This window comes from Synechococcus sp. H55.8 (assembly GCF_047462375.1).
Taxonomy (GTDB): Bacteria; Cyanobacteriota; Cyanobacteriia; order Thermostichales; family Thermostichaceae; genus Thermostichus.
In genome coordinates this window covers 1-12425 of sequence record NZ_JANSJC010000007.1, presented here as the reverse complement: position 1 = coordinate 12425, position 12425 = coordinate 1, and the positions used below count along the sequence as shown (strand labels likewise).

Here is a 12425-nt window from a genome sequence, read left to right as displayed (position 1 = left end):
TTTAGTCGCTCATCCCAAGTTGAAATAGCCATAACCTATGGATCTCATTCTGCGTCGGGCCAATTTGCCGGATGGCCGCAAGGGGGTTGATATCGGCATTGAAGGGGGCCGCATTGTTGCTCTGGAAAACAACTTACAAGCCACTGCCCTGCAGGAAATCGATGTGAGTGGCCGCTTGGTGTCGCCCCCCTTTGTGGATGCCCACTTTCACCTGGATGCCACCCTCACCTACGGGATCCCGCGCGTCAACCAATCGGGCACCTTGCTAGAAGGGATCGCCCTTTGGGGGGAGTTGAAGCCGCTGCTGACGCCAGAGGCAGTGATAGAGAGGGCCTTGACCTATTGCGACTGGGCGGTGGCGCGCGGGATCCTGGCCATCCGTGCCCATGTGGACGTGTGCGATCCCAACCTGTTGGCGGTGCGGGCCTTGCTGGAGGTCAAGCAAAAAGTGTCCCCCTACCTGGATTTGCAACTGGTGGCCTTTCCCCAAGATGGCTACTACCGCTCGCCGGGGGCGGTGCAGCTCTTGGAGAAGGCTCTGGATTGGGGGGTAGAGGTGGTGGGTGGGATCCCCCACTTTGAGCGGACGATGGCCGAAGGGGCAGCTTCGGTGCGGGCCCTGTGCGAGATTGCGGCGGCGCGGGGTCTGCGGGTGGATCTGCACTGCGACGAGACAGACGATCCCCTCTCCCGCCACGTGGAAACCTTGGCCTACGAGACGCAGCGGCTGGGCTTGCAGGGGCGGGTGGCCGCCTCCCACCTCACCTCAATGCACTCAATGGACAACGCCTACGTGAGCAAACTCATTTCCCTGATGGCCGAGGCAGAGCTGGGGGTGATCGCCAACCCGCTGGTGAACCTGGTGCTGCAGGGCCGCCACGATACCTATCCCAAGCGGCGGGGGCTGACGCGGGTGCCGGAGCTGATGGCCGCCGGGCTGACAGTAGCTTTTGGCCAGGACTGCGTGATGGATCCCTGGTATCCCCTGGGCAGCGGCAACATGCTGGAGGTGGCCCACATGGGGATCCACGCTGCCCAATTGACCGGCTATGAGCAGATGCGCCAGTGCTTCTTGGCCGTTACGGAAAACCCGGCCCGCATTTTGGGGTTAGAAGGCTACGGACTAGAACCCGGCTGCTATGCCGATTTGGTGGTGCTCCAGGCTGCCGATGCCGTCGAAGCCATTCGCCTGAAACCGGCTTGCCTGTACGTTTTCCGTCGGGGACGGCTGATCGCCCAAACCCCGCCGGTGGTTGCCCAGCTCCATTTGCCGGGGCGCCCGGCCCAGGTGGACTTCACCCGCCAACTCTTCTAGGGATCAACTGGATGTCAACGGCGCACGGTGCCGCTGAAGCCGCTGGCCTTGAATTGCTCCAGGGTCAAGGGCAGCGGGCTGGTCACGGGCACGGAGATGCGAATGGAGAAGGGGCTTTCGCCGGGGGGAACCTCTTCGATGGCTCCCACGCGGGTGCGCTCCGGCAGAACCTCATTGCCGTTGGCATCGTAAAGGCGACCGAAGACATCCGCATTGACCAAGGTGTTTTTGGAGCGGTTCACCACCGTCCCTTCAATGAACATGCACCTGGCCGGTATGGGGTTGCCGTTGCTGGTGACCAGGTTGGTGTATTCGGGGGTATCCGGGCAGGGGGTGATGTGCAGATCTTTCAATTGTAGGGGGATGGCGCCAAAGCCCAGCAAGAGGGCCGCCAAAGCCGCCCAGCCCAGGCTCCAGCAGAGGGAGCGAAGCCCCTTCTTCCAAACTTGGCTCATGTTTTTCCTCCAAGGCCCATCTCCCTTAGTCTAGGGGATCCCCCGCCGGGTAAAACCCCTCTTCGGTTTGGATCCCGTCCAGGCGTTGATCCCAGGGATCCTGAGGCAGAGGCTGCCGCAGCAGGCAAGCCTGCGGGACAATGCCCCACTTGGGCACACCGGGATCCGGCAGCGAGGCCAAAAAGCGGTCGTAATAGCCGCCGCCATAGCCCAAACGCCTCCCCCAGCGGTCGCAGGCCAGGGCGGGCACGAGGATCAACTCGGCTTCGGCAGGGTCGATAACCTCACTGGTGGGAGAGGGCTCCGGCAGCCCCCAGCGGTTGGGAACAAGCTCGGCTGGGTGGTAGCGATGCCATCCCAACTGCCGCTGCGGCAAGCAACGAGGGATCCCCCAGCGCTTTTCAGGGAAAAGGGCGAACAGGGATCCCAGATCCACCTCGGAGCCGAAGGCCACGTAGGCCAAGATGGTTCTGGCCGCCAAAAGCTGGGGGTGAGAGGCCAGATGAGCCACTATTTTCTGCTCGATCAGGGAGCGTTCCAGCCCCTGCCGCACTTGGCGGAAGTGCTGGCGCAGGCGAGCTTTTTCTGCGCTAGGAGCTTCAGGGGGAAAATTGGGCTCCACAGACGGAGACAGGTTTGTTACCCAGAAGGGAGTTGCCGCAGCGCCCTGCAATCTCACCGCCTTGACTTTCCCCACCCCCAGTCAAGCTTAGGTGTGGATGTCCAGAGTCTACTGGATGGCCAGGAGCTCCACTTCAAAATCAAGGGTGGCGTTGGGTGGGATCACGCCGCCGGCGCCGCGGCTGCCGTAGGCCAACTCCGGCGGAATGCGCAAGTACCGCTTGCCACCCACCCGCATGGTGGCCAGACCTTCCTCCCAGCCGCGGATCACCTGCCCTACTCCGTAGGTGAAGATGAAAGGTTGATTGCGCTTATAGGAGCTATCGAAGACGGTGCCATCCTGCAGCTTGCCCACATAGTTCACCACCACCGTTTGCCCCGGTTGAGGTGAAGGCCCACTGCCTTGAGCGATGTCGTAGTATTGCAGGCCCGACTCGGTGGTGATGAAGTCTTTGGCTGGGGATTGGATGCCCACCACGGGGTTGTCTTTGGCCCGCGACAGAGCCACGGCCGGCTGTCCACCCCACATCCCGATCCACAGCAAACCCAGCAACAGCAGCAGCATCCGTTTCATCTGTTGGCGTCTCCCCTCGCCGACTTTTTGCTTCCCCTTCCTTCAACGATCTTAGGGGATCCCTTCATCCTTTTATTTCGGCAAATTCGATGATCTGCCCTTGATGATCGCGCACCCAGAAGACAAAAGGCTTTTCGGAGCGGACGCTGTTGCGGATCCCTTGCTTGTTGATCCGCTTCAGGAGCGCTTTGAGGGCTTCCCGTTCATAGGTGGTGTGGCGATAGCGGACGCCGCCAGTGCGACCGGCTGCCGCCCCGTAGGCAGGCACAGAGGGGGGCCTGGAGGGACTGCCGTAGGGATCCGTGGAGCCGAGGATCACGTGCAATTGCACATTGTCGGAGAGCTGATACCAGAGGCCAGGGGTATCCGGTTGTGTCGATCCAGAAGTGGGACGGGTTCTGGTATCGAAGTGAGAGCTGAGGCCAATATCTCCCGGAAAATAGGGCGATCCCAGGCTGGAGCTGACCATGCTTTGCTCATAGCCGTAGTAGTACTGCAGCGGCAGCTCCGCCTCCGGCAGCTTCAAAACCTTTTCGTAGAAGCCCCTTGCCTGCTCCAGATCGGGCACGATGATGGTGTACACCCGGGGAGCGCCACTTAAAAATGTCCACATGGCCCCGCCATAGGCCGATAGCAACAAAAACATCAGCCCCTTCGTGGAGAGCAGAACCTCCAGGGGGATCAGCGGCAGCATCAGTCCAAGGGGGGTTGGCATTGGCACTCGTCTATTTGCGGGTGGCTCTGTAGTCCAGTATAGGATCCCTAGGCTGATGAAGCTTGCCCTGTTTGCCCCTACCCCGCGCGGTCGCCGCTTGGCCCAGCCTTTGCTGTCGCTGCTGCCGGAGGAGTGGATCTGCTGGAGCAAGGCCAACCCCCAGCGAGAGCCGCTGCCACCCCCCTGGCAAGCCTATGGGGATCCCCTGGCGGCAGCGGTGGCCCAGAGCTGGCCGCAGGTGCAGGGCTGTATCTTTGTCTTGCCAGTTGGGTCGGTGGTGCGGCTCATTGCCCCCCTCTTGCAAGACAAATACCGGGATCCGGCGGTGGTGGTGGTGGACGAAGCTGGGCGCTGGGCCATTAGCCTCTGTGGCGGCCATGTGGGAGGAGCTGAGGCGCTGGCGCGGCGGGTGGCGGCTGCCTTGGGAGCCGAGCCCATCCTCACCTCTGCCTCGGAAGGGCTGGGGATCCCGCCTTTGGATTTGCTGGGGGATCCCTACGGTTGGCAGCGGGGCGCCGGCGATTGGAACGGGGTGGCAGCCGCTCTGGCGCGGGGAGAGCCGGTGGCCGTTGAGCAAACCTGTGGCACGCAGCTCTGGCGGCGAGCCTGGCCAGCGGATCATTCTCTTTTCCTCACCGCTCCCGACCAAGCAGTGGCCCAGATCCGGATCAGCGAATCTACAACTTCTCTGGACAAGCTCCCCACCGTTCACTGGCATCCACGGGTGCTGTGGGTGGGTGTGGGCTGCGAGCGGGGCACCAGCCGCGCCTGGCTGGAGGGATCCCTGCGCCGCCTGCTGCAGGCCCAGGGGCTGGCCTTCGAGGCCGTTGCCGGCTTGGCCACCCTGGAGTTGAAACGGGATGAGGCGGGACTGCTGGAGTTGGCCCAGGCCCACGGTTGGCCCATCCAGTTCTTCTCTGCCGCGGCCCTGGCGGGGATCCCAGTTCCCCACCCTTCGGAGGCGGTGCGGCAGGCCGTGGGCACCCCTTCGGTGGCGGAGGCGGCTGCCCTCTTGGCCGCCCAGCGCATGTCGGGGGATGAGGATCCAGCCCAGGGGAGAGCCACCCTTCTCTGCCCCAAGCAGGTCTTTGCCTCAGAAAGCGAGGGAGCTTGTACCCTGGCCATTGCCCGCGCTGCTCAGGAGTATTCCCCTCGCGCCGGGCACCTGTGGCTGATTGGCACCGGCCCCGGGGATCCCGCCCAATTGACCTTGGCCGCCCGCCTGGCCCTGGCCCAAGCCGACGTGGTGATCGGCTACCAGCTCTACCTGGACTTGGTGGCGCCCCTCTTACACCCGGGCCAGATTTGCGAAGCCTTTTCCATCACCCAGGAGGTGCAGCGGGCGCAGCGGGCCATTGCCCTGGCCCAGCAGGGGCTGCAGGTGGCGGTGATCTCTTCGGGAGATGCGGGGATCTACGGCATGGCCGGGCTGGTGCTGGAGTACTTGGCCCGCAGCAGCTGGGATGGGATCCGCCCCTCTCTGGAGGTGCTGCCGGGGATCTCCGCCCTTCAGGCTGCTGCCGCCCGCCTGGGAGCCCCTCTCATGCAGGATTTTTGCGCCATTTCCCTCTCGGATCGGCTCACCCCTTGGCCGGCCATCGAGCAACGCCTGCAGGCGGCTGCCCAGGCCGACTTTGTGGTGGCTCTGTACAATCCCCGCTCGCGGCAGCGGTTGGATCCCTTCCTCAAAGCCCTGCAGATCTTTTTGGCCGCCCGCCCCGCCCACACCCCGGTGGCGGTGGCCCGCAACCTCTATCGTTCCGGCGAGGTCATCCACCTCACCACGCTGGGGGAGTTGGATCCTGAGCAGGTGGATATGTTTACCCTGGTCTTGATCGGCAACTCGCAGACCTTTCGCTACGGCAGCCGGCTGATCACCCCCCGCGGCTACCGCCTGAGCGCCTCTCCTGAGTAGGTGGGGGGATCCCAGGCGGTGACGTGCCCGAGGTGGGGGTCCCGGCCATGGGGGCTGTGGCAATCGAAGCCATCCGCGCCATCGTCATCCACGAGAAGAGTAGGATCCCCCGTTACCTTGTTTGGCTGGTTGACCGACCGACTCCAACCCCATCAGGTCACCACCGGATCCTACAGGCTGATCCTGCTGGCCTGTGGTCTGTTAGAGTACTGTTGCCGCTAGAGGGGATCGTGGCGGAATGGTAGACGCTACGGACTTAAAATCCGTTGTTCCTCAAGAACGTGAGGGTTCGAGTCCCTCCGATCCCATCTTGAATGCGAGGCTTGCAGAACTCTCGTAAATTCGAAAAAAGGCATTTTCCCACCATCAATTGAGCTCTGTCTGTTCCAGCACCTTGAGCAAGTCCGGGATCCGCACCCAGGCATCTTCTCGATCCAAATCGGGGCTGGCCAGAAGGGCCACCAAAGCTGGATCGCAGACCGGCGCCAGCAAAGGGAAATAATTGAGCCCTGCCACCTGGGCGATGATCCAAAAGTAGGGGAGCACCGCGTTGCGGGGCAGGATCTCGATGACGGTGGCGCCGGGTTGACAAAAGGCGAGGTTGGTCAGGCCCGCCCCATGGATCCCGATCACCGCCTCGGCCCCTTGCATCAGCGCTACTTGCTCCGCTAGAGAAAGGGTTTCCAGTTGCACCGATACAAATCCCCAGGGGCGCAAAGCCGCCAGCACCTCCGCTTCGTTGATCACCCGCCGCCAGCGGGCAGCACGACGGCTGATGTAGATCCGCCGCGGCAGCAAGGGAGCGCTGGACAAGCTCGGCCGGGCCAGTTGCCGCAGCACCGCCAATCCCCTGGGCGTCAAGCACCCCGCCGGAGCCCCTGCTGAGGGCACGATCAGGTTCTGCGCTTGCAGATGGGATCCCCCCACCTGCTCGAAGCTGAGGATGGGCTCGGCTGCGATCCCCAAAGCGGCCAAGCTCTGCACCTGAAAGGGTTTTCTTTGATACCCGTGGATCAAGATGGGGATGTCTTTTCCGAGGGCGCCCGACCGCTGCAGGACATCAAGGGCAGGCAAAACATCCACCATCCAGTGAAAGTAATTGACCGCTCCCAACGGCAAGAGGGCGACAGAGCCGTCCAGTGGGATCGGCGGCGGCAGGTGGGGTAAGCTCAAGATGGGGTGGTGTTCCAGGTGATCCGGCCCCCAGTCCCAGTCGAGAAACTCCGGTGGCGGCAAGCTGAGGGAGACATCGGCCAGCAATTCTCCCCGGCGGGTGAGCACCGCACTGGCAAAGCTGGCGTAGAGGTGGCGGGGATAGTGGCCCACATGGACGGATCCGCGGGGGATCTGGGCCACAAAAGTCTCGGCCAGGGGGATCCGCTGCGGGCGCAGCTTTTGCCCAATGGCCGGATCAGCTACAGGGGGCGCTTGCAGACAGAGCACCTCCCCTGGATCCAGTGCTTGGTAGTCCCCTTCGCCTGTGGCCTGATGCCACTGCCGGGTGGTGAGGTAGCCTTGGGCTGGCAGCGGCCAGGAGTCGGTTACAAGGGGGCTGGCCTGGGCAACAGAGCCTGCCGGAGCCCAGCGCCGTCGCCAAGCCGAATCCAGGTCCTGGGGAATCCCCTCTCCCCTGCCTGCCTGCTCCAGTCCAGACCGCAGCGGGCTTTCTCTGCCGCTGCCTTCGCACCACGCCTGCAGCCACTCCCGCTCCGCCGCCACCGCCTGCCGGAACTTTTCCCAGGCAGCCTGCGGGTCATCCAGCCGCACCTGGGCCTCTGCCCAGTAGCTGTAGAGCTCTGCCGTCTTCGTGCCCCGCGCTTCCGCCTCCCGGAAACACCGCACCGCCTGCGCCGGATCCCCTTGATCCAGCCAGGCCAAGCCCATCTGCACCCAGGGATCCCCCCACTCCGGCCGCAGCCGCACGGCTTGCTCCAAGGCCGAGGTGGCCTCCTGGAACCGGCCCAACTTGAGCAGCGCCAGGCCCCAGCGCCAAGAACTTTCTGCCGCTGCTGGATCCCACCGGCAAGCCCGCTCATACCACTCCGCTGCCGCGCTCCACAGCCGGCTGCGCTCTTGGGTTAGGCCAACGCGATGGGCGGCCAGCGCCGCCAGATCGGGAGGAAGGGATCCCTGCTCCACAAGCTGTCGGTACAAAGCCGCCGCCTGCGGCCAATGGCCTTTTTCCCATAGCCCCTCTGCCAGCTCCTGCAGCTCCCTTGCCCACCCACGCACAGCCTCGGCTTCGGCTACACCTCCGGCTGTCTGCATTGCCAAGCCCTCTTGCCACACAAGCTGCGCCTCCAGCTCCCGCCCCAGCAGCAGATAGGCAGCTCCCAGCCCCCAATACAGCTCTGAGGAGGGGGATCCCTGCTGGAGCTGCTGCTGCAAAGCTTGGACAAGGCACTCGTAACGCCCCTGTTGCCAGTCTTCAAGGCTGGAGACGGAAAACAACGGATGTGAGGGCAGAGCCGGGTCGGGAGCCATGTCTATGTGGATGAGAAACAGTGTTACAAACTGCAACAACCCCCCCACTCTGGGCACATCCCCCTAGTATTCTAGGCTTGGCTTCTCCCTCCGGCATCAATCCTTCTCGGCTCAGGGAGAGACATCGGTTCGAGCGTGGGTCGGCCTCTTCACCCCAAAGGCTATGGCCCGCTGCGCGATGGGAGGGCACCGTCCTCAGCCTTTGTCGGCCATTTTTTCGATAAAACGGAGTTTAAGAGATCGATGGGTATCAACGTATCCGCTGGCACCGTCGTTTCCAGCCCCCGTCTGTACCAAACCGTGCCCGTATCGACCATCTCCCAGGCAGAACAGCAGGATCGCTATCTGGGACGCACCGAGTTGGATCGCCTGGAGGACTTTTTCTCCAGCGGCCTGAAGCGCCTGGACATTGCCCAAGTGATCGCGGCCAACTCCGAAATCATCGTCAGCCGGGCGGCCAACCGCATCTTCACGGGGGGCTCGCCCATGGCCTATCTGGAGCGGCCAGAAGTCACTCAGGACGAGAAGGAAGCCTTTAAGTTGGGCACCGCCTTTTACGTGGAGTCCACCGGCGGCTTCCTCGAGGCCATCCGCAACCTCTTCAGCGCCAGCGGCGTGGAGATTCCCCCCAACTTCCGCCCCATTAACATCTCCCGCTACGGCGCCGCCAACATGCGCAAGTCCCTGCGGGATCTGAGCTGGTTCTTGCGCTACGTCACCTACGCTCTTGTGGCCGGGGATCCCAGCATCATTGCCGTCAACACCCGTGGCCTGCGGGAGATCATCGAAAACGCCTGCTCCGCCGAGGCCACCATCGTCGCCATTCAAGAAATGAAGCGGGCCGCCGCTGGCTACTTCCGCAAAGATGCCGAGGCGGTGGCCATCATCAACCAATATTTCGATGTCTTGCTGAGCGAGTTCATCGCTCCTTCCCCCTCCGATAAGCTGCGGCAGCGCAACGCCAGCACCGCCGATGGCCTGCCCCTGCAGGGGCTACAGCTCCCCCAGATTTACAACTTGGCGGCGGAAAAAGTGCCCGTTTTTGCCATGAAGCCGGGGCTGTCCAACGCCGAGAAAGAAGACGTGATCAAAGCCGCCTACCGGCAGGTGTTCGAGCGAGACATCCGCCGTGCCTACGGCCTCAAGCTTTCCGACCTGGAATCGAAGGTGAAAAACGGCGAGATCTCCATGAAGGAGTTCATCCGCCGCCTGGGCAAATCCGAACTGTACCGCAAGCAGTTTTACGAGCCCTACATCAACAGCCGCGTCGTGGAGCTGGCCTTCCGCCACTTCCTAGGACGGGCCCCAGAAACCCGCGAGGAAGTGCAGACCTACTTCTCCATCATCTCCAGCAAGGGTCTGGCCGGCCTGGTGGATGCGCTGGTGGATAGCCGCGAGTACGGCGACTACTTCGGCGAGGAGACGGTGCCCTACCTGCGCAAGCTAGGGGTGGAAGCCCAAACCAGCGCCAACTGGGGGGCCAAGTTTGATCTTTACAACTACGCTGCCCCCCGCCGCAAGGTGCCCCAGTTCATCACCCTCTTTGCCCGCTACAATCGCCCTTTGCCGGATCAGCATGCCTATGGCGTCGGCAACGACCCGCTGGAGATCCAATTTGGCGCCATCTTCCCCAAGGAGACCCGTTCCCTCAACGCCAGCCCCGCCCCCTTCAACAAGGATGTCAAGCGCATCCTCATCCGGCGCGGCTTTGCCCTCACCAACGAGCGCACCAATCCCAGGGCGGCAGGGGATCCGGGCAGCTTGGGGCCCAAGGTTTTCAAGCTCACCCAAACCCCTGGGGATCGCAGTCGGCGGTTGGGGGCACGGGCGGGGATTGTTGGCAGCGAGGGATCCACACAAGCGGTGATCCGCGCCTGCTACCAGCAGCTATATGGCTATGTGCCCTACGAAGGCCAACGGCTAACCCGCTGGGAGATCAAGCTGGAGTCGGGCGAGATCAGCGTCAAAGAGTTTGTGCGCCAACTGGCCAAATCGGATCTCTTTCGCAACAAGTACTGGTCCAGCTTGTATGTTTGCAAAGCCATCGAGTTTATCCACCGCAAGCTGCTGGGCCGGCCCACCTACGGGCGGCAGGAGATCAACCGTCTGTTCGACATTGCCTCCAAGCAAGGGTTCTACGCGGTGGTGGATGCCATCCTCGACAGCGAGGAGTACCAGCGGGCCTTCGGAGAAGACATTGTGCCCTACGAGCGCTACCTCACCCCCGGCGGCCTGGCGTTGCGGCGGATGCGCCCCGGATCCAGCGATATGGCGGCGCTCAAGCCCATTCGCACCGATGAGGATATCCCCCTCTTTGTCAAGTTGGGCCAGCCGCAGGATATGCCCTCCGGCGAGCTGGAGATCCAGCGGCGGGCCCAGCAGGGAGTGCCCAAGGTGCGCCAGGAGGTTCCCATCTTCAAGCTCACCAGCCTGGCCAACAAAGCCGAGGTGAACAACCTCATCCGCGCCGCCTACCGGCAGGTCTTTGAGCGAGATATGGACATTTACAACATCAGTGCCGAGCTCAGCTCCGCCGAGTCCAGGCTGCGCAACGGCGAGATCACCGTCAAGGAGTTCATCGAGGCGCTGGGGTGTTCAGAACTGTACCGCTCTGAGTTCTACGCTCCCTATCCCAACACCAAGGTGATCGAGTTGGGCACCAAGCACTTCCTGGGCCGCGCGCCCCTGAACCAGCAGGAGATCCGCAAGTACAACCAGATCCTGGCCACCCAGGGTTTGAAGGCCTTTGTGCGCGCCTTGCTGAATACCCAAGAGTACCGGGATCTCTTCGGGGAAGATACAGTGCCCTACCGCCGCTTCCCCACCTTGCCGGCGGCCAACTTCCCCAACACCCAAGAGCTGTATGGCCGCCTCACTAAGCAAAACCGCGAGCTGGTGGTGCCCAGTTTCAGCCCTGTTGGCAGCAACGATCGCAGCTAGATTAACTCCCCTCTCCCCTTGTGGGAGAGGGGCTGGGGGTGAGGGAACGGGCTGCGTAGCCCAAGTGCTGCAGGGCGGCGGGGGTAACCACCCGCCCACGGGGTGTGCGCTGCAGATAGCCGATCTGCAACAGGTAGGGCTCGTAGACTTCTTCGATGGTTTGGGGATCCTCACCCGTCACGGCGGCCATCGTCTCCAGGCCCACGGGCCCGCCCGCAAACTGCTCCACCAGGATCGTCAGGAGCTTACGATCTGTCCAATCCAGCCCCATAGGATCCACCTGGAACAACTCCAGGGCCGCGGCTGCCGCTTCTCGGCTGATGTGGCCATCTCCTCGCACCTGGGCATAATCGCGCACCCGCTTGAACAAGCGATTGGCAATACGCGGCGTGCCCCGAGAACGGCGGGCGATCTCTGTCGCCCCTTCCGGATCGATGGAAGTGTTCAGGAGACGGGCAGTGCGCAACACGATTTCCACCAGCTCGTGGGGCTCATAAAAGCGCAGCCGTTGCACATGGCCAAAGCGATCCCGCAGCGGCGAGGTGAGGGCGCCGATGCGAGTGGTGGCCCCGATGAGGGTGAAGCGCTCCAAGGGCAGAGAGGTGATGCGGGCCGAGCGACCCTTGCCGATGGTGATATCGAGGCGAAAATCTTCCATGGCCGGGTAGAGCAATTCTTCCGTCACTTTGGGCAGGCGATGGATCTCGTCGATAAACAGCACATCCCCCCGCTTCAGGCGCACCAGGTAGCCGGCAATGTCGCGGGGGCTCTCCAGCGCCGGGGCTGTGGTCATGTAGAAGTGGGATCCCATTTCTGCCGCCAGCACCGCAGCCACCGTGGTTTTGCCGAGGCCGGGCGGGCCATAGAACAATAGGTGATCCAAAGGCTCACCGCGGGCCCGGGCCGCCGCAATGGCAATGGAAAGCACTTCCTTAAGCTCCGTCTGGCCGATGTACTCGGCTAGGGTGCGCGGGCGCAGGGATTCTTCCTGAGCCTCGCCAGGCTGAGCCTGTGGCTGCAACAGCTCATCGGCTTGCCGGCCCCGGTTCTGGGAGCGGAACTCCATCCCTTCTCTGCAAGCAGAACTCTTTTGCTGCTGCCCGGGATCCTCAGCCCCCACAGCCCGAGAAGAAATGATCGCCATATCCTTTACCTGCAGATGCAATAGCCCTACTCTAACTGGAAAAAACTGGGGGAAAGATCCTGGTAAACCGTTTGCCGATTTTGGTCTCCCACCTGGGTAGAAAGATTGGAGGGGGCAGTAGAAGAAAAAAATCCCCCGGCATCTGCCAGGGGACTCAAGAAGGACTAGTCTACTCGGTCAAGAGTGGATTAGCCACGGATGGCCGGCGCCACTTCCACCGCCGCCAAATCCAGCGGGAAGTTGTGCGCATTCCGCTCGTGCA

General features: G+C 62.8%; 9 protein-coding genes and 1 tRNA gene. 4 read left to right on the top strand and 6 right to left on the bottom strand.

Going from position 1 to position 12425, the window contains the following annotated elements; translation table 11 throughout:
* Positions 1-37 precede the first annotated feature (37 nt).
* The gene (locus NW862_RS04680) at positions 38-1315 is read left to right on the top strand and encodes an amidohydrolase family protein (RefSeq protein WP_414338817.1); all 1278 of its coding nucleotides are present in this window, start codon (positions 38-40) and stop codon (positions 1313-1315) included.
* Between the two features lie 14 nt (positions 1316-1329).
* On the opposite strand, the gene NW862_RS04675 is transcribed toward NW862_RS04680, so the two are convergent.
* The 4 genes from NW862_RS04675 to NW862_RS04660 all read right to left on the bottom strand — a co-directional run bounded on the left by NW862_RS04675 (position 1330) and on the right by NW862_RS04660 (position 3680).
* Positions 1330-1770 carry an FxLYD domain-containing protein gene (locus tag NW862_RS04675; RefSeq protein WP_414334570.1) on the bottom strand — a complete coding sequence of 147 codons (441 nt, stop codon included), beginning with the start codon at positions 1768-1770 and terminating at the stop codon, positions 1330-1332.
* A gap of 25 nt (positions 1771-1795) precedes the next feature.
* Positions 1796-2392, bottom strand: a complete 597-nt coding sequence (locus NW862_RS04670; RefSeq protein ID WP_414426968.1) for a 5-formyltetrahydrofolate cyclo-ligase — start codon at positions 2390-2392, stop codon at positions 1796-1798.
* A 108-nt stretch (positions 2393-2500) separates the two neighbouring features.
* Positions 2501-2965: an FKBP-type peptidyl-prolyl cis-trans isomerase gene (locus tag NW862_RS04665; protein WP_414334574.1), complete on the bottom strand. Its 465-nt coding sequence runs from the start codon at positions 2963-2965 to the stop codon at positions 2501-2503.
* A gap of 64 nt (positions 2966-3029) precedes the next feature.
* Positions 3030-3680, bottom strand: coding sequence for a hypothetical protein (locus NW862_RS04660; RefSeq protein WP_414334576.1), 651 nt, complete (start codon positions 3678-3680; stop codon positions 3030-3032).
* Positions 3681-3735: 55 nt separating this feature from the next.
* Between NW862_RS04660 and cobJ the strand changes: the two genes are divergently transcribed.
* Both cobJ and NW862_RS04650 read left to right on the top strand, forming a co-directional pair.
* Positions 3736-5595, top strand: coding sequence for a precorrin-3B C(17)-methyltransferase (cobJ, locus tag NW862_RS04655; protein WP_414334578.1), 1860 nt, complete (start codon positions 3736-3738; stop codon positions 5593-5595).
* A gap of 224 nt (positions 5596-5819) precedes the next feature.
* Positions 5820-5903, top strand: a tRNA-Leu gene (locus tag NW862_RS04650).
* A 58-nt stretch (positions 5904-5961) separates the two neighbouring features.
* Here the strand turns inward: NW862_RS04650 and NW862_RS04645 are convergent.
* Positions 5962-8115: a glycosyltransferase 61 family protein gene (locus tag NW862_RS04645; protein WP_414334580.1), complete on the bottom strand. Its 2154-nt coding sequence runs from the start codon at positions 8113-8115 to the stop codon at positions 5962-5964.
* Between the two features lie 207 nt (positions 8116-8322).
* Here NW862_RS04645 and NW862_RS04640 point away from each other — a divergent pair, with 207 nt between their 5' ends.
* Positions 8323-11019, top strand: coding sequence for a phycobilisome rod-core linker polypeptide (locus tag NW862_RS04640; protein ID WP_414334581.1), 2697 nt, complete (start codon positions 8323-8325; stop codon positions 11017-11019).
* Between the two features lies 1 nt (position 11020).
* Here NW862_RS04640 and ruvB read toward each other — a convergent pair whose 3' ends face one another.
* The gene (gene ruvB, locus NW862_RS04635; protein WP_414334583.1) at positions 11021-12163 is read right to left on the bottom strand and encodes a Holliday junction branch migration DNA helicase RuvB; all 1143 of its coding nucleotides are present in this window, start codon (positions 12161-12163) and stop codon (positions 11021-11023) included.
* Positions 12164-12425: the final 262 nt, after the last annotated feature.